The organism is Pandoraea apista, assembly GCF_001465595.2.
GTDB lineage: Bacteria > Pseudomonadota > Gammaproteobacteria > Burkholderiales > Burkholderiaceae > Pandoraea > Pandoraea apista.
The window spans coordinates 1,829,275-1,852,102 of the sequence record NZ_CP013481.2; the positions used below are offsets into that span (position 1 = coordinate 1,829,275).

The following is a 22,828-nucleotide window of genomic DNA, read 5'->3' on the forward strand; positions in this document are numbered from 1 at the left end:
CAAGCACATTTTTCAGAGGATTCGGCTGGCCGACGAGACGTGACCCAAACCCGAGCGATTCCGGGCGCGTTATCGTGAGACATCGCGAGGTTGTCTCGGTGCGGATTGCGACATATTGGCGCGAGTCGCTTGACCTTCCTGTCATGGCAAGGTCTATGCTGTGACGCATGATGATACGCCTCCTGGAGATCCAGAAATGACTCAGAACTGGTCGGTCGGTATTGAAGGCATGACCTGTGCTTCATGTGTGACGCGGGTTGAGAAGGCGTTGCGGCGTGCGCCGGGCGTCGCCAGCGCCAGCGTGAATCTCGCGACCGAAACGGCGGCCGTGGAAGCGGCACCTGATGTGACACCGTCGGCATTGTTCGGTGCGGTCGAGACAGCCGTAAGCGACGCGGGGTATCAGGTTGCGGAGCAGCCGTTTGAGTTGGCGATTGGCGGAATGACCTGTGCGTCGTGTGCGGGGCGGGTGGAAAAAGCGCTCAGGAACGTGCCGGGCGTCGTCGAAGCTAATGTCAATCTGGCGACGGAGCGCGCTGCCGTGCGCGGCGTGCGTGGCGCTGTCGACGTGGCGGCATTGATGGCTGCCGTTGAGAAAGCGGGGTACGAAGCGTCGCCTGTGACGGGCCCCGCACAGGCCGCGACATTGCGGGAAGGCCCGGCGTGGTGGCCGGTGGCCGTGGCAGCAGTGTTGTCCTTCCCGCTGCTGTTGCCGATGTTGCTCGAACCGTTCGGCATTCACCTGATGCCGCCGCCGTGGGTGCAGTGGCTGCTCGCGACACCGGTGCAGTTCTGGCTCGGTGCCCGATTTTATCGGGCGGGTTACAAGGCGGTGCGTGCGGGTAGCGGCAATATGGATTTACTCGTGGCCCTTGGCACGTCTGCGGCCTACGGTCTGAGTTTGTATGAGTGGTGGCGTGCGCCGGCTGGCGGCATGCCGCATCTGTATTTCGAAGCGGCAGCTGTCGTTATCACGCTTGTGCTGCTCGGCAAGTGGCTCGAAGCACGGGCAAAGCGTCGTACTGTGGAAGCGATTCGAGCGCTTGCGGCGCTGCGGCCCGAAACGGCACGCGTGCTGCGCGACCCGCAGGGTGCGGCGAACGAGCTCACGGTGCCGTTGAGCCAGGTGAAAGTCGGCGATTGGGTCGTGGTGCGTGCCGGTGAGCGTGTGCCGGTCGATGGTGAGATTCGCGATGGCGCAAGCCAGCTCGACGAATCGTTGCTGACCGGTGAACCGCTGCCCGTCGACAAAACGGCCGGTGACAAGGTCGTTGGCGGCTCGATCAACGGGGCGGGAACGTTACGGGTAGAGACGACGGCCGTGGGTGCCGATACGGCGCTGGCCCGGATCATCCGCATGGTCGAAGACGCGCAGGCTGGCAAGGCGCCGATCCAACGTGCGGTTGACCGAGTGGCGGCAATCTTCGTGCCGGTGGTGGTGCTCATTGCGATCGCGACGGTCATCGTCGGCTGGGCGCTGGGAATTGGCCTTGAGGCGGCGCTGCTTAACGCGGTGGCGGTGCTGGTCATAGCCTGCCCGTGTGCGCTGGGACTGGCGACGCCCGCCGCAATCATGGTGGGCACGGGGGCGGCGGCTCGGCAGGGCATCCTCATCAAGGATGCCGAGGCGCTCGAACTGGCACACCGTATAAACGTTGTCGCTTTCGACAAGACGGGAACGCTGACGGAAGGCAAGCCAAGTCTGGTGGCCCATCTGCCCGCGCAAGGAACGCACGCCGAGACGTTATTACGTTGGGCTGCTGCGGTGCAGTCCGGCAGTTCGCATCCGCTGGCCAAGGCGGTGACGGTGGCAGCGGAGGAGGCCGGGCTGGGGAGGACAATTCCGGCGGCCTCCGACATTGCTGCGTTGCCCGGCAGAGGGATGCGGGCATGTGTCGAGGAAACCGGTGAGATGGCCGGTATCCATCGATTGCAGTTGGGCAATGCCCGTTTGCTCGACGAACTGGGTGTCTCGCAGGGGGCATTGGCCGAGGACGCCGAGCGGTTGGCGGCGGAGGGGCGTACTGTCTCGTGGCTGGTAGAGACCGGAGAAGAGGGCGCGGGCACGGATAGGGGTGCGGTGCGCTTGCTCGGGTTGTTGGCGTTCGGTGACGCGCTCAAAGTCACAGCGCGCCCGGCCATCGAACGATTGCATGCCCTCGGGGTGCGCTGCGTAATGGTCACGGGGGATAACGCTGGCAGCGCCAAGGCTGTCGCCGATGCGTTGGGGCTCGACGAAATTCACGCAAACGTGTTGCCGGAGCACAAGGCGGAGGTGATTGCGCAACTCAAGCGCAATGGCGCGGTCGTAGCCATGGTGGGTGATGGCATCAACGATGCTCCTGCGCTTGCCGCGGCCGACGTCGGCATCGCAATGGGGTCTGGCACCGACGTCGCTATGCAAACCGCAGGCATTACGCTGATGCGTGGCGACCCGCTACGCGTTGCCGACGCCATCGATGTTTCCCGCCGCACCTGGTCGAAGATTCGTCAGAACCTGTTCTGGGCGTTCGCTTACAACGTGATCGGGATTCCGCTGGCGGGCTTCGGGCTGTTGAGCCCGGTGATTGCGGGGGCGGCAATGGCGCTCAGCAGTGTCAGTGTGGTGAGCAATGCGTTGCTGCTGCGCCGGTGGCGTCCGGCGGCGGCAAAAGAGGTCAATGCGGGGGCTGTCGATGCTATAGACGGGGCTCGTCGCGTCGGTGTCTGAGGGAGGTTTGCCCCGACACAAGGTGAACGGCGCATAATGAAACGATCAGGGGTGACATACGGGCAGGGTTTGGCCGGTATGTCGCCTGATTTCCATCTGGCTTGAAAATCGCCGAAAGCGGCATCATCTGGGTGATATCGTCTGTCTTTTGGCGTGGAGTCAATGCTGCCGAATATGAATAGTCTGCATATCGCGAGTTACAACATCCATAAGGGCTTTTCCGTTTTCAACCGATTGCGTGTTCACGAGTTGCGTGCAGGGTTGGAGGGACTCGCGCCGGATCTCGTCTTCCTTCAGGAAGTGCAGGGCATGCATCAACGGCATGCGATGCGTCACCGCAACTGGCCGATACAGCCACAGCACGAGTTTCTGGCGCAGGGCATGTGGCACGATCATGCTTATGGACGCAATGTCGTTTATGAGCACGGGCACCACGGTAACGCGATTTTGAGTCGTTATCCAATCGTCAGATCGGACAACCACGACATCACGACCTATAGTTTCGAGAAGCGCGGCATGCTCCATTGCGAAATTGCCGTGCCGGGCCTCGCACAGCCGCTGCATTGTCTGTGTGTGCATTTATCGTTGGCAGGGCAAGGCCGTCGCCGTCAGTTCGAGATGTTGACGGAGCGCGTTGCGGAGGCGATTCCCGCAGAGGCGCCATTGATCATCGCGGGTGATTTTAACGACTGGAGCAATCAGGCAGATCGGCTGCTGGCGGAAAAACTGGCGCTGACCGAGGTGTTTCAGAGCAGTGTGGGACGTCCTGCCCGTAGTTTTCCAAGCGGATTGCCGCTTTTACGACTTGACCGCATTTACGCGCGCGGCTTTCATATCGAAGGGGCACAGGTGTTGCATGGGCGTCCCTGGTCACGGATTTCGGATCACGCGCCGATCAGCGCCCACCTTGTGCTGTCGGACGACGACAAGTCGATGAACGGTTCTTCCACCCCGTCGTTCAACCCTCGTTCCCCCCAGTGAGGTAGTCATGAACATCGGACAAGCGGCACAGGCCAGTGGCGTGACGGCCAAAATGATCCGGTACTACGAGAGTATCGGCCTGATGCCTCCGAGCCCTCGCTCCGAGGCAGGTTACCGGCGATATGGCGAGCAGGATCTTCATCTGCTTCGCTTCATTCGTCAGTCGAGACGCTTGGGTTTCGGGATCGACCAGATTCGGCAATTGCTGGCGCTGTGGCAGGATCGTGGCCGTTCCAGCGCGCAAGTGAAGGCGCTTGCGCAATCTCACGTCGACGAGCTCAATCAGCGAATTGGCGAGTTAGTGGCCATGCGGGACACACTCTCGCATCTCGCCATGCATTGCCACGGCGACGACCGCCCTGACTGCCCGATATTGGAAGGTATCGCTGCTGCGGCGCTTCCCGATGGCGCAAGGAATCAAACCGTGAGTTCCGGGGGCAGTCCGGCACAGCAAGCCGCTGCTACGGGTGCCATGGGCGTTGAAGCGCCAGCATCGACAGGCAACGCGGTCGGTGAGGGCGAAGAGCCGGTTCGCCAAATTCCCCAGGGATAACGTCCGAGGGATCTCGGCAACGGGGACGCCTAAATCTCATATGACGCGCCGCAGCAGCGGCGCTTTTTTTTACTTTACGAATTTTGACGTGAGCCTGCGACAGTGCGTCGCAGCCGGGTGTTGCAGCATGCTGACAACTCTCTATGTATTTGATTTATATGAAATTTATTTGGAATGGATCGCATTCGAAGCAAGTCTCTAGCAGATTTTTCGTGGTTTTCACATATAGGGGCTAACCCTTAACGGGAAAACCCTATATAATGCGAAGCACTGCTGCGATGCAGCACACTAAATGAATTGGAGAAACGTCATGTTTGCCGCCCTGTTTGAAGTCGTAAACACTTGGTTTGAAACTGCTGAACGTCGTCGTCGTGAAGCGTTCCTGGCTGAGTCGAAGGACATCATTGAGCTGGAACAACGTATCCGCGCGCTCGAAACCGCCGGTTACTAAGTTGTTCGTAAGCTGTCTGTAGGAAGTTCCTCCGGACGAACGGTCGTCGCTGGCGCAATCAGGCAAGTCGATCGTCACAACGGGCGATCCCCGTCATCGATGTGATGACGTGCGACGGCGCCCAACCGTCAGTCCGGATGCCAATCTCCGCTGTGCTCAGGATTGGTTTGCGCAAGCCCGCCACTTTGGCGGGCTTTGTCGTTTACGCGCGAAATGGGATGTCGCCCTATGTATCCCCTGGCGAAATTGGCATCGAGTCATTCCCTGACATTCTCCGACGCCGGGCGTGCCGCATGGTGTTGCTGTTCATGGCGACGATTTCTGAGACGTCTTCCTAATCAGCACCCCGACGACGGAAGATGCAGTCGGCCGTCGCGCCCCGGATCTGTTCGCAGGCCGGGGCGTTTTTTCATCGGCGCGGATCGTCGATCGTCTACTTCTCGATGGTGAATTCGGTAGCGATCGCGGCACCATTGGCAAGCGAAGTCACGCCGTAGTACTTGTCGCCGACCTTGAACATGAAACGGCACCAGTTCTCGGTGAGCGCTCGCCATTCCAGGTTCACACAGTACGACCCGTTATCGTTGACCGACCAAGTGCCGGTCGCGTGGGCGACCTGAACCAGACGTCCCCCCGATCCGAGATTGCCCTTGTTGTCGCTCGTGGCATTGAGCGAGCCATTGGTTTCGTTGACCCATTTTCGTGTACTGCCGTTGCCGATGACGTTAGTGATGTGGGCGCCCGGCATCAGTGAACGCAAGTCGTCAACGCTGAGTTGCTGGCCGTTGGCGTTCTTGAGGTCGGACAGGTGCATCGGGTCGGCGTACACGAGCGACGACAGCGCGAGCAGGCCGACGGCGATGAAGGCGGTGAGGGGGGAAGCGAAGCGGGGAACCATGATGACTCCTGAACGTAGCTCAACTCACGTCCGGCGCGCGTATGCGTCGCCTGACGTTGTCGTTCCGTGCTCGGGGCACGGTGTCGCTATCGGTCCGGGTCTTGCGTAGTGATGCGTTACCACTATAGGCGACGTGCCGACATCTGCACAGTCTGGTGCACCCCGGACATGCGGCCTGTCGGCGACCGCATGAATCCAGGGTGCTGGAGCCTACCTCAATCGGTGCCGTACTTCGGCGAACGCGGGCCGTAGAGCAGGCCGTTGGCGCGCCCTGCAGAGAGCAGGCGCGCATTGGCTGTGCCCGCGACCGTGTAACCGGCGTTCGACACACTGTTCACGATCTGCTTGACTGCCGCCGTGATCAGCATGCCGATCAGGCCGCCGCCGCTGTTGTTGTTGCCTTCGTTGTTCGAGGCGCTGGCCGCACCACTCCACAACTTGGCGCCGTTGCGAAGATCGATGAGTTCGGCCGAGACCGTCACCACCGTGGCGCTGTCTAACACCATGTACTTCGTACCGTACTGCGAGATCTTGATGTAGAGCGCAGCGTCGGCACCGAAGATCTCACGCAGTTTGGCCGGGCTCACCTGATGGATGTCACCGGCGACCGTCAGTCCGTTCTGACGGAACGATTCGTCGACCAATGTCACCGGCATCACGTAGTAGCCCGCCTCGCCCAGCGGTACCGTCACCTGCGACAGCACACTGTAAGTCGCGTCGATGTCGGGCGATTCGTTCAGCGGCGGCAACACCAGAATCGACTTGGGCTTGCTTTCCTTGAAGGCGGTGTAGTCGTACGGCTTGGGCTGATGCACCGCGCAACCGGTCATCACGGCTGCCAGTGCCGCTACTGCCATCCATTTACAGAGTCGCACCATCATTGTTTGGCCTCCGTGGTCTTGTTCTTGAGGAGAAAGTCGATGTAACCAGCCGATTCGGGAAACAACTGTTTCTCGGTCTGAAATTCCTCGACCATCTTGTCGGACTTGCCCACAGAGCCATAGAGCAGGCCGAGGTGGGCGTGAAAGCCCGGAGGCGCAGCGTTATTGCTGGCTTTGATCTTCTCGAGATCGCGCTCGAGCACAATGATCTGCGCTTCCTTCGATTCGCCCTTGAAGTATTCGTAGACTTGCGGCTGATAGCTTTCCCAGTCGTACAGGGGCTTGGGTGGCGTGGCGCAGCCAGTGAGCAGTGCGCCACCGACGATGGCCGCCATGGCGGCGCGGCCGGATAGAAACTTGCGATTCATGGCGAGAGATATCCTGACAGGCATGCAGCAGCGGGCGAACGCGTGCCCGCACTGACGTGCGAAACCGAACGCGTTGCGCGCGACACACTGCGGCATGCAGCAATAGTGAGTGGGTGAGCTTACTTGCCGGGCTTCCAGGCACCGCTTTCGATGCCGGCGACCAGATTGTTGACGGCTTCGCGCATCGCGAGGTCAAGCACCTTGCCGTTGAGCGTCGAGTCATAGCCCGCAGTGCCGCCGAAGCCGATCACTTCGCGGTTCGACAGCGCAAACTCACCCGCGCCACCGCTCGAATAGACGACTTCCGACGTAGCAATGTCGACCACGTTCAGGTTGACCTTGGCGTAAGCGACCTGCTCGCGGCCCCGGCCGAGAATACCGAAGAGTTGCTTGTCGCCCACTTCCTTGCGACCGAACTCGACAACGTCGCCGGTGATCACGTAGTCGGCACCCTTGAGCGTTTGCTGGGTCTTCTTGATATCGGCTTCCTGACGGATCTCGGCCATGTTGTCGCGGTCGAGCACGTTGAAGCGATTGGTTTGTTGCAGATGCGTAATCAGGATCGTCTTGGCCTGGCTGCCGAGTCGGTCGACGTTATCGGAAAAAACGCCACGCATGTACGCAGAACGGTTGTCGAACTTGCCGACAGCGATCGGCGTGCGTACCCCCACGTACGGACGGCTGGCACTTTCCACCTTGGCGACTTGCATGGTGCGCGAGCTTTCGGTGGCGCAACCGCCAAGCACGCCGACGGCGACCATGGCGGCGCTGAGCAGCGCAATGCTGGACTTGCTTTTCTGCACGGTGATACCCCTGTATGTGTTATGACCCGGCAGGCGATGCGTGGTGGCGTCGCACTGTCACGAGCCTCTGATCTCTTCCCGATTCGTAGTGCTTTACTGTTTTTCGTTCGGGCAAGGGGAGCGATCTTAGCACGCTCTTTTTGCGAGTTGATACCCCGTAATACGAGGCATACGCTCGCTGCGCTAAGCAGCGAGCGGCGCTTGGCGATTCACTCGCACAGTATTCCCCTCATGTTTTTGACAGGAGTTGCCATGGCCGACAGCGACGCTTGCCCGCTGCCGCCTCGCGGCTTTAGTCGAGTCCGAAAATCAGCAACAGGTTGGTACCGGTGATGACGGCGAAGAGGACCCATGCAAACACTTGCGTGGGACGTCCGATGGTGTCGCCGTTCATCACGCGTGGGTCGCTGACCGAGCGGATCAGCGGCCACATGGCGAACGGCAGTTGCAGGCTGAGCAGCACCTGACTCCATACGAGCAACTTGCCGACGGCACCGTCGCCCAGCCACAGCACGCCGATCAGCGCAGGCACGAGTGCGAGTCCTCGGGTAATCAGGCGGCGCTGGTAGCAGGGGATCTTCATTTTCAGAAAGCCATCCATGATGACTTGCCCGGCGATGGTGCCGGTGAGCGTCGAGCTTTGCCCGGATGCCAGCAAGGCGATACCGAACAGGAACGCAGCCGCACTGCCCGCAATCGGTGTGATGAGCAGATACGCCTGCTCGATATCGGTGACGTTGGTCTGGCCGCTGGCGTGAAATACCGAACCGGCAAGAATCAGAATGGCCGCATTCACGCCCATGGCGATCACCAGCGAGACCCAGGTGTCGATGCGAACCAGCATGAGGGTATCGCGCACATCGCCGCGCTTGCCCCCGACCACGCGCCGCGTCTGCACGACGGAGGAGTGCAGGTAGAGGTTGTGGGGCATGATCGTGGCGCCGACGATACCGAGCGCCAGCACGATGGCGTCGCGCCGGTCGTGGCTGGGGGCGCCGGGCACGAGGCCCGCGGCCACGGCATGCCAGTCGGGCGGCACCATCGCTACCTGCGCCACAAAGCAGAACGCCATTGTGCCGATCAGCCCGAAGACGATGGCTTCGATCTGCCGAAAGCCTTTGCCCTGCAACCCGAGCACGATCATCGTGTCGAGCGCGGTGAGTACGATGCCCCAGGCGATCGGCACGCCCAGCAGCAGTTTGAACGCGAGTGCGCAGCCGAGGACTTCGGCGATATCGCAGGCGATGATCGAGATCTCGGCGGTGATCCATTGCACGAGGCGTCCCGCGCGGCCATAGCGGTCGTAGCTCGCCTGCGCGAGGTCGCGTCCGGCCACCAGACCCAGCCGGGCGGCAAGCATCTGCAGAAAGATGGCTGCGAGGCTCGAGAGCGCGACCACCCAAAGCAGCGAGTAGCCGAATTGCGATCCGGCCTGAATGTCCGTCGCCCAGTTGCCGGGGTCCATGTAACCGATCGCGACGAGCAGTCCGGGACCGGCGAAGCGTTTGAGCTTGATCCAGCGCGATTCGCGCGCGTCGATGACGATGCTGCCCTTGACCTCGGAGGGGCAGAAGGGCGCGGTGGCTGTGGTTGGCAGAGGCATGGGGGGAGGGAATTCGTCCAATGGCGTCAACGTTATCCGGGCCGGCGTTCGCTCGCAAGCCTGATTCAAGATCATGACGCCAGGCGTTGCATAGATAGCGCAAAAACAGAATGCAGGCTGCTATACTGTACATTCATACAGTATTTTGGTTGAGCAATGACCTTGCCGCTTTCCTCTTTGCCTGCCGGGCTTTGGCGCGCCAGTGAGCTGGCGCGTTGCCAACGTGCTGGTCACACCACGGGCTTTGCCGCGCTCGACGCCGAGTTGCCCGGCGCCGGGTGGCCGCATGGCGCGGTAACGGAATTGTTGAGCGAGCGTCCGGGCATTGGCGAATGGCGGTTGCTGGCGCCGGTGTTGCGCGATCTGACTCAGGCGGGGCAGCCGGTGATGGTGGTTGCGCCGCCGATGCTGCCGTATGCCCCGGCGCTGGCAGGCTGGGGAATCGACCTGCGCTGGCTCAGTGTCGTGATGCGTCCGCCTTGTCAGACACGTTCGCGTCCGGTGGCAGGGACACGCGGTGGACGCGGCGGGCGCGGCGGGCGCAGCGTGACGGCCGAGGATCGGGACATGCTCTGGTGTGCCGAGCAGGCGCTCAAAAGCGCGTGCTGCGGTGCGGTGCTGACCTGGCTTCCTGCCGCAACGCCGGAGCAGATCCGGCGGCTTCAGGTCGCGGCGGGTGGCGGCGAGACGCTGACCTGGGTGATACGCAGACCCGCCGCCGCGGCCACGGCGTCGGCGGCGCCGCTGAGGTTGGGGCTGAGCGTCGGGGAAGGGAGCCGCCTCGGCGTGCAGTTTCACAAGCGTCGCGGACCGCCTCGTCTTGAGCCGCTCTGGTTGACGTTGCCAGCGCCCTATACGCGTGCCCCACAACCGGTGACGGGAATTGCCGACGATGAGCGGCCGATGCTTGTCAGGCCCGATCCGGCCCCTTCGATCGCACCGTCCACGGTGTCTTTGGTTTCTGCTTCCGGAGTCTCGCATGGCTTGCTGGATCGCCCTGCATCTGCCATATCTGGCGCTCGAGATCGCCTCTCCGCGCACGCTGGCTGACGCGTCGACCCACGGGCAGGCCGACACAACGGTCGTGCTCGCGCAGTCGCGTGTGTGGCAGGCGAGTGAAGCGGCGCAGGCTGCGGGGGTAAAACCGGGCATGCGTCGTGGCGGCGTGCTGGCGTTGCTACCACAAGCGAGATTTCACGATCGCGACGAGGCCGCCGAGACCGTAGCACTGGAAGCGCTGGCGCTGGCGTTGCTGCGTTTCGGGCCGGATGTTGCCATCGCTGCGCCGCAATGTGTGTTGATCGACGCAGCACCGAGCCTGCGCCTGTTCGGCGGTCTGGCATCGTTGGTGGCGCAGGTGCTCGAGAGTGCCGAGGCACTGGGGCATCGTGCGTCGCTGGGCATTGCCGCTACGGCCAGCGCAGCGGTGCTTCTCGCACTGGCCGGCGAATGGGCCTTGCCGACGCCGCCAGGGCGAATGCCCCTTCCGATACCGATGCCGGCCACGGCACCCATACCGACGCCGACGCCCATACCCATACCCACTCCGGCCGATCTCCCGCAACAACTCGACTCACTTTCGGTGACGTTATTGGCCGAGGCACAGCCGTGGCTCGACTGGCTTGCACAAATCGGCTGTGCGACGTTGGGCGAATTGCGTGCGCTGCCCGCGGCGGGCGTACGTCGCCGCTGTGGCGCCGATCTTCCCGCCGCACTCTCCCGGGCCTACGGCGAGGCGCCTGAGTCACCCCATTGGTATCGCGCACCGCCACACTTCGAGGCGGTGCTGCCGCTGCCATCGCTCACCCATGACATCGACGTGTTGCTCTTCGGCCTGCGCCGTTTGCTTGCGCAACTCACGGGGTGGCTGTCCGCAGGGCAACTGGCCACGCGCGCGCTCACGCTGGTACTCGAGCACGAGCCGCTAGGGCGGCAAACGCTGGCGCCGACGCGCTTCGACATCCGCCTCGCCGAAGCGAGTGCCGCGCCTGCACACTTGTTGTCGCTGTGCAAGGAACGGCTCGCCCGCTCGCCGTTAGTCGCCCCGGTGCTGACCTTGCGTCTCGACATCACGCAAACGGCCCCGCACGTTCCGCAAAGTGGCTCGCTGCTGCCCGAGCCGGGACGCGCCCGGCAGGATTTTGTGCAACTGTTGGAGCGCGTGGCGGCACGTCTGGGCGACGAGCATGTACGGCGTTTGCAGGTGCGTGGCGATCACAGGCCCGAGGCGGCGTTCGTCAGCGTGCCGTATGGGACGCCCGCGCGCGCGACACAGAGCGCCGATGGCAAGACACCCGGTACGAGCCGTCATTTGCCGGATGGCGAGCGGCCGTTGCCGCCGCGTCCGGCGTGGCTGCTCGATACGCCGCAGCGGCTCAGCGTGCAGCAGGAGCGACCGTGGCGGCAGGGGCCGTTGCAACTGCTGAGTGGCCCGGAGCGTATCGAAGCCGGCTGGTGGGAGCCGGGCACCGTCACGCGCGACTATTTCATTGCAGCCGATACCGAGGGGGCATTGCTGTGGGTGTTTCGTGAGCGTCCCGTGAAAGGGGCGGACGCCGCGTGGTATTTGCATGGCCTGTTCGGCTGAGCCCATCGATTCCCGGTCTTATGAATTTCGACGATTTCCTGCCATGGCAAGGCCCGACCGAAGGGCTGGCCGCCAACGACGAGAGTGCCGAACCGGCAGACCCGCGCGCGGCCGATGACGGCAGCCTGCCCGCGTATGCCGAATTGCACTGTTTGTCAAACTTCTCGTTTCAGCGCGGGGCGTCGCACCCGGAGGAGCTGATCGCGCGTGCGGCGTATCTCGGTTACACCGCGCTGGCGATCACCGACGAGTGTTCGCTTGCCGGCGTGGTTCGCGCATTGGCCGAAGGGGTCAAGCATTCCGCCGTGTCGCTGATCGTGGGCAGCGAGTTTCGTCTGACGCCGGAGCGCGAAGCCGACACGCTTGGCATGGTGCATCTGGTTGCGCTGGCGCAGCATCGCGAAGGCTACGGCAATCTCTCCGAGATGATTACGCTCGGCCGCATGCGTGGTCCGAAGCGGAGTTATCGTTTGCATACCCGGGACTTCAGCGCACCGGCGAGCGAGCAGGCGCATTTGCGAGGGCTGCCGGGGTGCCTGATGATTCTGGTGCCGGATGCCGACGCGAGTCATGAGCGCACCCTCGCGCAAACCCGCTGGGCGGCGCAAACCTTTGGCGAAGGGCGTGTGTGGCTGGCGCTGGAGCGCCGTCATCGTGCCGACGACGAAGCGCATCTGGCTCGCTTGCGTGCAATTTCCGCCGAGTGCGGCGTGCCGCTCGTCGCTACCGGTCATGTCCTCATGCATGTGCGCTCGCGCAAGCCGTTGCAGGACACACTGACCGCCATCGGGTTGGGCAAGCCGGTGCAAGCGTGCGGGCTGGCGCTTGCGGCCAATGCAGAGCAGCATCTGCGCACGCGGCTGCGGCTCGCGTGGCTTTACCCCTCCGATACGCTGGCCGAGACAGTGGCGATCGCTTCGCGGTGCCATTTCGATCTGCGCAGTCTGCGTTACGAGTATCCGGAAGAGTTGGTGCCTGCCGGTCACACGCCGGTGACGTATTTGCGGCAGGAGGTCGAGGCGGGGGCGAAGCAACGCTATCCGAACGGGCTGCCGCAGAAAGTGCGCGATCTTATCGAGGACGAACTGACACTCATTGGCGATCTCGAATACGAGCCGTATTTCCTGACGGTCTACGACATCGTGCGTTACGCCCGCAGTCAGAACATTCTGTGTCAGGGGCGCGGGTCGGCAGCGAATTCGGCGGTGTGCTATTGCCTTGGCATTACGGCAGTCAATCCTGACGAAGTGCAGTTGCTGTTCGGACGTTTCCTGTCCCGGGAGCGCAAGGAGCCGCCCGATATCGACGTGGACTTCGAGCATCAGCGGCGCGAAGAGGTGATCCAGTACATCTACAGGAAATACGGCACCGATCGTGCGGCGCTTGCCGCAACGGTGATCTCGTATCGCATGCGCAGTGCGGTGCGCGACACGGGACGCGCGCTGGGCATCGATCTGTCGATCGTCGAGCAGATTGCGCAGAGCCAGCAATGGTGGGATGGCCGGGAGAATCTGCTCGCGCGCATGGCGGCACAGGGGTTGTCGCCCGATGCGCCGACCACGCAGTTATGGGCCGATCTGGTGGCGCGACTGATCGGCTTTCCCCGGCATTTGTCGCAGCATGTGGGCGGCTTCGTGATTTCTCGCGACAGGCTCTCGCGGCTTGTGCCGATCGCGCCGGCGGCGATGGAAGATCGTTACGTCATTCAATGGGACAAGGACGATATCGAGACTCTCAAGCTGCTCAAGGTCGACGTGCTGGCGCTCGGCATGCTGAGTGCGTTGCGCCGCACACTCGATCTGCTTGGCGAGTGGCGCGGTGCGCCGATGGAACTTGCCGACATTCCACGGGACGATCCGGCGACATACGGCATGATTCGTCGTGCCGACACGATTGGCGTGTTCCAGATTGAGTCGCGAGCACAAATGAGCATGTTGCCGCGTCTGAAGCCGGACAAGTTCTACGATCTGGTGATTGAAGTGGCGATTGTGCGGCCGGGGCCGATTCAGGGCGGTATGGTGCATCCGTATCTGCGTCGCAAGCAGGGCAAAGAGGAAGTGATTTATCCGCGCGAGGAAATCAAGGCCGCACTTGAGCGCACGCTCGGTGTGCCGATTTTTCAGGAACAGGTGATGCAGATCGCGATGATTGCTGCCGATTTCACGCCGGGCGATGCCGATCAGTTGCGCCGGTCGATGGCCGCGTGGAAGCGCAAGGGGGGGCTGGAGAAATTCCAGACCCGCATCATCAGCGGCATGCTGAAGAACGGTTATCCGCAGGCGTTTGCCGAGGCGATCTGCCGGCAGATCGAGGGCTTTGGCGAGTACGGTTTTCCCGAAAGTCATGCGGCGAGCTTTGCGTTGCTGGCCTACGCGAGTGCGTGGCTCAAGTGCCATGCGCCTGAGATGTTCCTTTGTGGGTTGCTCAACAGTTTGCCGATGGGGTTCTATTCGGCGTCGCAATTGGTGCAGGACGCGCGGCGGCATCGCGTCGAGGTGCGCGCCATCGATGTCTGTGTGAGCGACGTGGAGTCGCGCCCCGAGGCGCGGACCGGGCGGTATGGCAATGCGCGCCGGCCGGCAGTGCGGCTGGGGCTGTCGCTGGTTCGGGGCTTGTCCGACGAGGGCGCGCGGGCAATCGAGCGCGCGCGCCGGCAACGGCCGTTCACCGACATTGACGATTTGACGGCGCGCGCGACATTGTCGCGACGCGATCTCGACGCACTCGCCGCCGCCGACGCGCTATCGGCGTTGCTGGGTGGGCGACGTCAGGCGCGCTGGACGGTTGCGGCGTGGCAGCCGCCCACACCGCTGCTGGGGGCGACGGCGCTGCGCGATGCGGTGCCGGGCAGCCGCGACGAGCAGGTGTCATTGCCGCCGATGCCCGAGGGGCAGGACATCGTGGCCGATTACGCGAGCACGGGGCTGACGCTGCGTCGCCACCCGTTGCTGCTGTTGCGGGAGAAGCTCACGAGAATGCGGGTAATGACGGCGAAGGAATTACAGTCCGAGGGCGTGAACGGACATCGGGTGCGCACGGTAGGTATCGTGACAGGGCGGCAACGGCCGGGCACGGCCAACGGCACGGTCTTCGTGTCGCTGGAAGACGAGACGGGCGTCATCAACGTGATCGTCTGGCCCGATCTGGTCGAGTCGCAGCGCAAGGCGTTGCTGGCTGCATCCTTATTGGGGGTGGAAGGTGTCTGGCAACGCGAGGCGCGTGTGACCCATCTGGTCGCCCATCGTCTGGTCGATCTCTCGCCGATGCTGGGCGAACTCGCGGTTTCGAGCCGGAACTTTCACTGAGAAGATTGTGCGTAAGCCGCCCGTCGCACAGCACGTGGGCCGGAGCCTGGATGCTCCGGCCCACGTGTCATTGCCGCATCAATGCGCGGCGTCGGCTTGCTTGCCGGCTTCCTGTGCCAGTGCGCTCGCTTCTTCCTCGCTGCGCAAGCCGTTGAAGTGGGCGTTGAGCAGCACTGCGCTAATCGATGCAAGCAGAATGCCGCTATGGAAGAACGGGGCAAGCGCGTGCGGCAGCTTCATGAAGAATTTGTCCGACGCCACCGGGATCATCCCCACGCCAATGCTGATCGCAATGATGTACAGGTTGTAGCGATTCTTCGAGAGATCCACCGTCGAGAGAATCTTCACGCCTGTGGCGGTGACCATGCCGAACATCACGATTCCCGCGCCGCCCAGCACGAACTGCGGCACCGACGCCACCACGTGCGCCACCTTCGGAAACATGCCCAGCACGATCAGGATCAGGCCGCCCATCGCACACACCCAGCGGCTCTTCACGCCGGTCACGCCGACCAGCCCCACGTTCTGCGAAAACGAGGTGTACGGGAACGTGTTGAAGATGCCGCCGATCACCGTGCCCAGCCCATCGACACGCAAACCGCGCACCAGCGTCTTCTGATCGACCGGACGTCCGACGATATCGCCCACCGCGAGGAACATGCCGGTCGACTCGATGAACGTCACGAGCATGACCAGCGTCATCGTTGCAATGGCGATCGGATCGAAGCGCGGTGCACCGAAATGGAACGGCATGACGAATCCAAACCACGGGGCTTCTGATACGCCCGCAAACGACACTTTGCCTAAGGCAATCGCCACGAGCGTACCGAACAGAATGCCCAGCAGCACCGCGATGTTGGAAAAGAAGCCGCGCACGTATTTGGTAATGAACAGGATGCACAGCAAGACCGCGAACGATACCCCCAGATAGACCGGGTTGCCGTAGTCGGGATTGCCGAACCCCCCCGCCGCCCAGTTGATGCCCACGCCCATGAGCGAGATGCCGATCACCGTGATGACGGTTCCCGTAACCACCGGCGGAAACAGTCGCAATAGCTTCCCGATGAACGGTGCGATCAGAATGCCGATGACTCCGGCCGCAATCGTCGCGCCGTAGATGTCGAGCAGCCCGAGATCCGGGTTCGTGCCGATGGCGATCATCGGGGTGACGGCGGTGAATGTCACCCCCATCATGATCGGCAGACGCAAGCCGAAGATCCAGAGACCGAGTGTCTGGATCAGCGTGGCGATACCGCAGGCAAAGAGATCGGCGTTGATCAGGAAGGCGATCTGATCGACCGACATCTTGAGCGCGCCGCCCACGATCAGCGGCACCGCTACCGCCCCCGCATACATCACCAGCACGTGTTGCAATCCCAGCGTGAACAACTTGGGGAGCGGCAGGCGCTCGTCGACCGGATGCACCGGTACTGCGGCAGATTGCGTCATGTCTTCTCCTGATCCGACGGTACGATTTGATTTACATGGCGAAACCGAGCGTAAATTTTTTACCGGGGCGCAGCGAGTGCAGTCAAAAAGCCGCCGAGTCGACGGGGGCGCTACCGGGAGCTGCAACCGGCGCGCCGTCATGGCGGAAAACTGCGGTATGGCGACATGTTACGCCGGGCCGTGCGGCCGTGGCCCAATCTCGCGAGAGCCTTATGCCATATAGCGGGAATGCCTCAGGAGAGCCGTGAGTGAGACGTCGAGGACAATGACCCGCCGCGCCGGAATCGTCCAGTGGATCACCGTGCACGAGCGCAAGCTGCCGAGGTCTATATCGAATCCGGAATACTAAAGATTGTATTTGGCGTATGAATCGCCGAGACACACGCGCACCGTTCGACCGCCAATGAAGGGCTTGTCATGACACGGGGACTGCGGGGAAGGCAACGAGGCGGGTCGACCGGTCGGGGAGGAATGCGGGAAGTGCCGAGCGAGGCTCGCTGGCGCGAAGGGGATATCGGGCACGGCCGAATTCGGGGCCGGCTGTCGTCGCCCAGTCGCTCGACATCGACGGCTGGACGACCCCTGACGACTCAGCGTCCGCCAGTCGTGCCGGAAGGCCGGCGGGCGAGCGAATCACCGGTATTGCCAGTGCTGGCGTTTTGCTGTGCCACGCTCTCGAGCTTGCTGGAAATCTCTTCGCCCATATGGTGCAGGAACTCCATTTCCTTCGCACCGATACCACCAGCGCACAACGCGCCACCCCAGTCACCGTAGAGCAGTGCCACGGTCTGGTTGCGCTGGCGAACCGGCAGCAGGAAAAACGACTTCACGTTCGAGAAATGCTGACGGTGCCACAGCGGAATACGCGGCACGATGCGGGGCTCGCGCGCGTTGTCGATCAGAATGGCCCGGCCGTTGGTCAGGGCCAGATGGAAGACGTCCGGCTCGAACGCTTCGGGGAATGTCAGACCCAGCAGCGGCTGCACGTCGCGTCCGATGCCGAAGCGCATCTCGAAGACCTTGCCCGCCGGCGCGCGCACGAAGGCCGCGCAATTGACGAAGCCCAGCGACTGAAGAATCGCCTCGAGCGTCAGATTGAGCAGGCCCACGGCATCGGTCTCGTCGGTGGCGGCCCGCACTTCCGAAAGCCCATCGGCCAAACGTCGCGCCGAGTCCAACGGCTTGCCCGCTGGCGGCTGACGCGTGTTCGAGGCGCCAGTACTGATCGCGATGAATTCCTGATGGCTTGTGTCGCGCGCCATCTCTTCGCCCACGGAAACCACTTCGCTGATGTCCAGCGCGAGACGGTCGGCATAGCGCTCGGCCAGCTCGGCCAGACGCTCCGGATCGGCGCCGCGCGTGAGTTCCGTCACCATCTCGTTCGACATGTTCGCCACGGCGCACAGCCAGTCGGCGTGCGAGAGCGGAGCGTCGCCCTCCAGATCGATCGGACGCATGCTCGTGGCAATCGATTCCGGCAGCCCCCACTTGCGCGCAGCGGCTTCCGCCAGTTCGGGAAACGAAATGCTCAGCACCTGTTCGCAGGCGTCGCTGTCGCTGATGCCCTGGGCGGTGGCGATGGCCTGAATTTCCGCCCATTCGTTCGGGAAGCAGTAGGTCACCAGCAGTCGCGCCACATGGTGCAGCAACGTGCAGACGACCGCTTCTTCCCCATCGCGGATACCGTTCTTCGCCGTGATGTCGCGCGCAAAGGCGCCGGCCAGCGTGGCGCGTGCGAGTTCGCGGGCCATATCGTCGCGACGGGCCGCAACCTCACCGAAACCCTCGAGCAGCTTCAGGCTCAGGGCGAGGTGACCGATCGTATCGACGCCCAGAATCATGATCGCGCGCGATACCGTCGTCACGTTGCAGCCGAAGGGCGCATACATGGCCGAGTTGGCCAGACGGATCACTTTCTGGGTGAGGGCGAAGTCGGAGAGCACCGACGACGCCAGGTCGGCCGTGCTCGTGTTCTCGCTTTGCATGGCAGACACGATGCCCGTGACCGAGCGTTGCAGCGACGGAAAGTCGCCGCGCTCGGCCATGCGCTGCCATAGTAATTCGAGCGTTTTTTCTTTGGTAAGGCTCATGGTAGCGGGGATGTCGGTCAGTGGCCGGCATCCACATTGAGACGCCCGCTCGCAAAGGCCGCCTCGAGTTCTCCCGCAGGCAGGGCTTTCGAAACCAGCCAGCCCTGGATGGAATGACAGCCGCGATCGATCAGCATCTGCCGTTGTTCTTCTGTCTCGACCCCTTCGGCGACAGCCGACAGGCCCAGCTCCCGCGCCAGCCCCAGAACGGCCGTCACGATCGTACGGTCGTTCGGTGACGTGGGCATGTCTTTCACGAAGCTGCGGTCGATCTTGAGCGCGGAGAGCGGGAACCGTTTGAGGTATCCCAGGCTCGAGTAGCCCGCGCCGAAGTCGTCGACGGCGAAACGCACGCCCAGGGTCTGCAACTCGCGCAGGACCAGATTGGCCTGCTCCGGGTCGCGCATGAGCACGCTTTCCGTAATTTCGAGCACCAGCCGGTGACCCTCCACCCCCGAGTCGGCAATCGCTTGCCACACGAGGCTGGGGAACGACGGATGGTGGAATTGCTGTGCCGAGACGTTGACCGACATGTACAGCCCGTCGAGCCGGGTGCGATCCCAGCGCGCGAGCTGCATGCAGGCGGCGCGCAATGCCCAGCCGCCCAGCAGGTTGATCAGGCCATTGGCTTCGGCCAGCGGTATGAATTCGGCCGGCGAGACCGGGCCGAGCGCCGGATGCCAGCGCATGAGCGCCTCGACACCCTTCACGTTCAGCGAAATCGGGTCGCAGATCGGTTGGTAGTGCAGGCTGAATTCGCCGTTGTGAATCGCCTCGAACATGGCCGATTCCAGCGAGAACGCCTTGCGATGCAGGTCGCCCAGATCGTCCGTATAGACGAACAGACCATTGCGGCCGCGATCCTTGGCGCAGTACATGGCCGCGTCGGCGTGCTTGATGAGCAGGCCGGCCGAATCGCCATGCTGTGGGAAGAACGACACGCCGATGCTCGTCGTGAGGTGCAGCAACTGATCGCCGACCTGGAACGGTTGCTGCACGGCAGACAGCAGACGCTTCATGATCCCGCCAAGCGCCTGTTCGTTGTCGCACCCGGGCAGAATCAGCACGAACTCGTCGCCGCCCATGCGCGCGGCCATGTCCGTCTCGCGAATCTGCGCGATCAGACGCTGGCCTGCGTCGCGCAGGAGCTGATCGCCGACATCGTGGCCGAGCGAATCGTTGACCTTCTTGAAGCCATCCAGATCGAGCAACGCGACGGCGAAATTCGGGCCGCCTTCACGGGCGTGCTGAATGGCCTCGAGGATGCACTGCTGAATGTATTGACGGTTACCCAGCCCGGTCACCGCATCGCGCACGGCCAGATCGGACAGACGCGCTTCGTTTTCCTTGAAGGCGGTGATGTCTTCGCCATGCACGATGAACGAGGCGCTCGCACCGCCGATGCGCGGCGTGTATTGTGCAATGCGCAAACGCATCCAGACACGGTCGGTCAGACCGCGCAACAGGCGTACCGTGCACTGCTGGGGACCGAGGGTCTGAGCGGCGGAGAAGGCGTCTTGCAACATCGGCACGTCTTCGATGCCGGTCAGCTCGAAGAGCGTGGCATGGTCGAGGTATTCGCGCGAATACTCAAGCAGACGCAGGGAAGCTTCGGCAATGAAAAGGAAGCGGCCGTCGGCAGCGACATGCGCCGAGAGTCCGCCGGTCAGTTCGACCAGCGCCCGGGATAGTGCGGGCGCCGGCGCCGGGGGGCTGCCCTCGGCGATGGCCGATGCCACGGTCGAAGGTTCGACCAAAGGCACGCCGGCTGGGAGTCGATCTGAACTCATTGTTGTTGTCTGTGCATGCATCACGTCGAGCGCGCTGCCGCTCATGTGCTTCCCCGTTCAGGCAAACGCGCTCATGGCCGGACAGGGGTCCGGCAGGTGTCCGATGGATTGTGGGCCATTATAGCTAAAGACGCCAGCGATTTTGGTAGCCGCAATCCTCGTTTCATGCCGCTTTCCACAGGTTTTCCCCTGTGGGTTTTTTTCTGACAAGACAATCGGGAATTTTTCCTGCATGGCCGTTGGCGTTTGGCCGATATTCGCCCCAAAACGCGCGTCATCCGGACCTTCTGCACGCCGGTACACCGTTCGGCGCGATTTTCCTGCGAGCGCCAGTCTACCCAAGCGCGAGGCACTTGCGGAGGTCACAATCGTGGATTTTTGTCATTGCGATGCAACATCGCCGCCGTCGTGACAAGGCTCGACGTCGGCGTGCCGTTCAGGGCGGCGTGTCGATGCGACTGCTAAACACTGCTAAGCGCCGACGGCCGACTCAGCCCTGGGACGGCCGCTCGTGAGCGAGCGACCATGCGATGCATGCGCGGGCCAGCGCCGCAGAGGCATCAAGACCAAAGCGCCCCAACGGGGTTTCGCAGGTGGCGAGCGCCACGGGAATTTCGGTGCAACCGAGAATCACGCGTTGTGCGCCGGCGGCCAGCAATTGTTCCATCGCCATGGCGAGCGCGTCGCCGCCGCGGCGAATGTCGCCGGCCTTCGTAAGCCGGATGCCCTCGTTCACGAGCGCTTGATGGGCGAGCGGCTCGGTCGGCTGAACAAAGCGATAGCCCAGCGCTTCAAGCCGGGGCCGGTAGACGTTGGCGTGGTGAGTGCCTTCGGTGGCCATCAGACCGATGGGGGCGCCGGGGGCGACGCAGGTGGCCAACTCACCGGCGACGGCCTCGACCACGTCGAGCACGGGCAGCCGGGTGCCGTGTCGCAACGCGTCGAGCCAGGCATGGGCGGTGTTGCAGGCAATGGCGATGCAGCCAACGCCCGATTGTTCGAGCGCGTGCACGCCGTCGAGCATGCCGTCGAGCGGCGAGGCGCCGTCGCGCAGCAGCGCTTCGGTGCGGTCGGGAATCTGGGGAACCGAGTACAGAATGAACGGGATGTGATCCTGATCGCGGCTGGCCGGATGTTGATCGACGATCTTGCGGCAAAGGTCGATGCCGGCGGCGGGGCCCATGCCGCCGAGGATGCCAAGCGTAGCGTGCGAATTCATGATGATGGCAATCAGGGGAACAGCGGAAAACCGGATCGCGCGGTGCGGGGACCGTAGCCCCCGCACAACGCACGTTCCGTCAGGATCAGTCGTATGCCTTCGTGATCGGATCCTTGAACATGGCGCGCATTTCAGGCGTCATCGGGTAGTTCATGTTCTGGTTCTTCGGCGGAACCGGTTGCGTGAACCACTTGTTGTACAGCTTCTCCATTTCGCCGGACTTTTCCATGTCGGCGATGACCGTGTTCACGACCTTGGTGAAGGCCGGGTCGTCCTTGCGCAGCATGCACGCATAGTTTTCGAACTGAAGGTTCGGGCCGACCACTTCATAGCCCTTGGCTTCGTCGGCCGGCAGCGCGGCGCGTTGGCCGTACAGCAGCGGCTCGTCCATCACGAAGGCCACGGCGCGGCCTTGCTTGACGGTCAGGAAACCATCCGAGTGTTCCTTCGTCTGAATCAGGTTGAAACCGATCTCGCCTTTTTTGCCCGACAGAATACGGTCGGCCGTGGTGCCGGCGGTCGTCGCAATGGTCTTGCCCTTCAGGCTATTCAGGTCCGTGATGCCCGAACCCGACTTGGCGATCATCTTGATCGAGTACAGGAAGATGTTGTGCGAGAAGCCCACTTGCTTCGCGCGCTCGAACGTGTGCGTGGTCGAGCCGCACTCCAGATCGATCGTGCCGTTTTGCATCAGCGCGATACGGTTCTGCGACGTGATCGGCGTTTCCGTCACTTTCAGGTTCGGCAGGTTCAGGTCTTTCTTGACTGCGTCGACGATCTTGAGCGCGATTTCCTGCGAGTAGCCGATCGTCTTGCCGGTGTTGTCCGTGTACGAGAACGGAATCGACGACTCGCGCACCCCGAGAGCGATCACGCCAGTGTCCTTGATCTTCTTGAGCGTGCCGGTCAGTTCCTGTGCGCTCGCGGTGTGCGCGAACAGGGCGGCGGCGGCGCTGACGAGCAGCAGGGGAGCAAACAGCTTCTTCATGGTCTCTGTCCTATCGGAAGTGATGGCACGGTGGTCCGCGCCGTTGGAATATCAAAAGCCAAACACACTGATACAACCCGACACTTGCTCCCGACGATCCCCGTGGGAGTGATGCCCTGAAACCCCGCGTCCTGCCTGGTCCAGCCTGGGCA

The 22,828-nt window shown here is 62.8% G+C and carries 16 protein-coding genes and 1 pseudogene; 7 read left to right on the forward strand and 10 right to left on the reverse strand.

Features of this window, described 5'->3' with window-relative positions:
• Positions 1 to 196 precede the first annotated feature (196 nt).
• From AT395_RS08475 to AT395_RS08490, 4 genes and pseudogenes are all read left to right on the forward strand, one after another.
• Positions 197 to 2,710, forward strand: a complete 2,514-nt coding sequence (locus AT395_RS08475; RefSeq protein WP_048627579.1) for a heavy metal translocating P-type ATPase — start codon at positions 197 to 199, stop codon at positions 2,708 to 2,710.
• 174 nt (positions 2,711 to 2,884) lie between these two features.
• On the forward strand, positions 2,885 to 3,691 hold the full coding sequence (locus tag AT395_RS08480; protein ID WP_082117975.1) for an endonuclease/exonuclease/phosphatase family protein: 807 nt from the start codon (positions 2,885 to 2,887) through the stop codon (positions 3,689 to 3,691).
• A 7-nt stretch (positions 3,692 to 3,698) separates the two neighbouring features.
• Positions 3,699 to 4,097: pseudogene (gene cueR / locus AT395_RS08485) on the forward strand (Cu(I)-responsive transcriptional regulator); the annotation flags it as partial.
• 457 nt (positions 4,098 to 4,554) lie between these two features.
• Positions 4,555 to 4,695 carry a DUF3563 family protein gene (locus AT395_RS08490; protein WP_072617503.1) on the forward strand — a complete coding sequence of 47 codons (141 nt, stop codon included), beginning with the start codon at positions 4,555 to 4,557 and terminating at the stop codon, positions 4,693 to 4,695.
• Positions 4,696 to 5,128: 433 nt separating this feature from the next.
• Here the strand turns inward: AT395_RS08490 and AT395_RS08500 are convergent, their stop codons facing one another.
• The 5 genes from AT395_RS08500 to AT395_RS08520 all read right to left on the reverse strand — a co-directional run bounded on the left by AT395_RS08500 (position 5,129) and on the right by AT395_RS08520 (position 9,248).
• Positions 5,129 to 5,593 carry a DUF995 domain-containing protein gene (locus tag AT395_RS08500; RefSeq protein ID WP_042112170.1) on the reverse strand — a complete coding sequence of 155 codons (465 nt, stop codon included), beginning with the start codon at positions 5,591 to 5,593 and terminating at the stop codon, positions 5,129 to 5,131.
• Positions 5,594 to 5,808: 215 nt separating this feature from the next.
• Entirely contained in the window at positions 5,809 to 6,474 is a 666-nt protein-coding gene (locus AT395_RS08505; protein ID WP_042112169.1) for a DUF799 domain-containing protein, read from the reverse strand.
• Entirely contained in the window at positions 6,471 to 6,842 is a 372-nt protein-coding gene (locus AT395_RS08510) for a DUF4810 domain-containing protein (protein ID WP_042112168.1), read from the reverse strand. The genes AT395_RS08505 and AT395_RS08510 overlap by 4 nt, the downstream gene beginning before the upstream one ends.
• Positions 6,843 to 6,961: 119 nt before the next feature.
• Positions 6,962 to 7,603: a CsgG/HfaB family protein gene (locus AT395_RS08515; protein WP_042117054.1), complete on the reverse strand. Its 642-nt coding sequence runs from the start codon at positions 7,601 to 7,603 to the stop codon at positions 6,962 to 6,964.
• A gap of 334 nt (positions 7,604 to 7,937) precedes the next feature.
• Complete coding sequence (locus AT395_RS08520; protein WP_042112167.1) at positions 7,938 to 9,248, reverse strand: Nramp family divalent metal transporter; 1,311 nt, start codon at positions 9,246 to 9,248, stop codon at positions 7,938 to 7,940.
• A gap of 162 nt (positions 9,249 to 9,410) precedes the next feature.
• Between AT395_RS08520 and imuA the strand changes: the two genes are divergently transcribed.
• Genes imuA through AT395_RS08535 form a run of 3 tightly spaced genes read left to right on the forward strand, consistent with a single transcriptional unit; the run spans position 9,411 to position 15,140 of the window.
• The gene (imuA, locus tag AT395_RS25510; protein ID WP_167370721.1) at positions 9,411 to 10,298 is read left to right on the forward strand and encodes a translesion DNA synthesis-associated protein ImuA; all 888 of its coding nucleotides are present in this window, start codon (positions 9,411 to 9,413) and stop codon (positions 10,296 to 10,298) included.
• A complete protein-coding gene (locus AT395_RS08530) occupies positions 10,228 to 11,835 on the forward strand; it encodes a Y-family DNA polymerase (RefSeq protein ID WP_048627577.1) in 1,608 nt (535 codons plus the stop codon). Before imuA ends, AT395_RS08530 begins: the two co-directional genes overlap by 71 nt.
• 20 nt (positions 11,836 to 11,855) lie before the next feature.
• Positions 11,856 to 15,140, forward strand: coding sequence for an error-prone DNA polymerase (locus AT395_RS08535; protein ID WP_082164618.1), 3,285 nt, complete (start codon positions 11,856 to 11,858; stop codon positions 15,138 to 15,140).
• Positions 15,141 to 15,218: 78 nt separating this feature from the next.
• Here the strand turns inward: AT395_RS08535 and AT395_RS08540 are convergent, their stop codons facing one another.
• The 5 genes from AT395_RS08540 to AT395_RS08560 all read right to left on the reverse strand — a co-directional run bounded on the left by AT395_RS08540 (position 15,219) and on the right by AT395_RS08560 (position 22,676).
• The gene (locus tag AT395_RS08540) at positions 15,219 to 16,589 is read right to left on the reverse strand and encodes a nucleobase:cation symporter-2 family protein (protein ID WP_042112164.1); all 1,371 of its coding nucleotides are present in this window, start codon (positions 16,587 to 16,589) and stop codon (positions 15,219 to 15,221) included.
• Between the two features lie 590 nt (positions 16,590 to 17,179).
• Positions 17,180 to 18,679: an HDOD domain-containing protein gene (locus AT395_RS08545; protein WP_082164617.1), complete on the reverse strand. Its 1,500-nt coding sequence runs from the start codon at positions 18,677 to 18,679 to the stop codon at positions 17,180 to 17,182.
• A gap of 17 nt (positions 18,680 to 18,696) precedes the next feature.
• On the reverse strand, positions 18,697 to 20,436 hold the full coding sequence (locus tag AT395_RS08550; protein ID WP_162597688.1) for a putative bifunctional diguanylate cyclase/phosphodiesterase: 1,740 nt from the start codon (positions 20,434 to 20,436) through the stop codon (positions 18,697 to 18,699).
• 523 nt (positions 20,437 to 20,959) lie between these two features.
• Complete coding sequence (cuyB, locus tag AT395_RS08555; RefSeq protein WP_042112162.1) at positions 20,960 to 21,688, reverse strand: cysteate racemase; 729 nt, start codon at positions 21,686 to 21,688, stop codon at positions 20,960 to 20,962.
• 85 nt (positions 21,689 to 21,773) lie between these two features.
• Positions 21,774 to 22,676 carry a transporter substrate-binding domain-containing protein gene (locus AT395_RS08560; protein ID WP_042112161.1) on the reverse strand — a complete coding sequence of 301 codons (903 nt, stop codon included), beginning with the start codon at positions 22,674 to 22,676 and terminating at the stop codon, positions 21,774 to 21,776.
• Positions 22,677 to 22,828 lie beyond the last annotated feature (152 nt).

What these genes read in the sequence shown, in the direction of transcription:
- AT395_RS08475 (WP_048627579.1), top strand. Translation starts at nt 197, where the DNA reads ATGACTCAGAACTGGTCGGTCGGTATTGAAGGCATGACCTGTGCTTCA.
- AT395_RS08480 (WP_082117975.1), top strand. Translation starts at nt 2,885, where the DNA reads ATGAATAGTCTGCATATCGCGAGTTACAACATCCATAAGGGCTTTTCC.
- AT395_RS08490 (WP_072617503.1), top strand. Translation starts at nt 4,555, where the DNA reads ATGTTTGCCGCCCTGTTTGAAGTCGTAAACACTTGGTTTGAAACTGCT.
- AT395_RS08500 (WP_042112170.1), bottom strand. Translation starts at nt 5,593, where the DNA reads ATGGTTCCCCGCTTCGCTTCCCCCCTCACCGCCTTCATCGCCGTCGGC.
- AT395_RS08505 (WP_042112169.1), bottom strand. Translation starts at nt 6,474, where the DNA reads ATGATGGTGCGACTCTGTAAATGGATGGCAGTAGCGGCACTGGCAGCC.
- AT395_RS08510 (WP_042112168.1), bottom strand. Translation starts at nt 6,842, where the DNA reads ATGAATCGCAAGTTTCTATCCGGCCGCGCCGCCATGGCGGCCATCGTC.
- AT395_RS08515 (WP_042117054.1), bottom strand. Translation starts at nt 7,603, where the DNA reads ATGGTCGCCGTCGGCGTGCTTGGCGGTTGCGCCACCGAAAGCTCGCGC.
- AT395_RS08520 (WP_042112167.1), bottom strand. Translation starts at nt 9,248, where the DNA reads ATGCCTCTGCCAACCACAGCCACCGCGCCCTTCTGCCCCTCCGAGGTC.
- AT395_RS08530 (WP_048627577.1), top strand. Translation starts at nt 10,228, where the DNA reads ATGGCTTGCTGGATCGCCCTGCATCTGCCATATCTGGCGCTCGAGATC.
- AT395_RS08535 (WP_082164618.1), top strand. Translation starts at nt 11,856, where the DNA reads ATGAATTTCGACGATTTCCTGCCATGGCAAGGCCCGACCGAAGGGCTG.
- AT395_RS08540 (WP_042112164.1), bottom strand. Translation starts at nt 16,589, where the DNA reads ATGACGCAATCTGCCGCAGTACCGGTGCATCCGGTCGACGAGCGCCTG.
- AT395_RS08545 (WP_082164617.1), bottom strand. Translation starts at nt 18,679, where the DNA reads ATGAGCCTTACCAAAGAAAAAACGCTCGAATTACTATGGCAGCGCATG.
- cuyB (WP_042112162.1), bottom strand. Translation starts at nt 21,688, where the DNA reads ATGAATTCGCACGCTACGCTTGGCATCCTCGGCGGCATGGGCCCCGCC.
- AT395_RS08560 (WP_042112161.1), bottom strand. Translation starts at nt 22,676, where the DNA reads ATGAAGAAGCTGTTTGCTCCCCTGCTGCTCGTCAGCGCCGCCGCCGCC.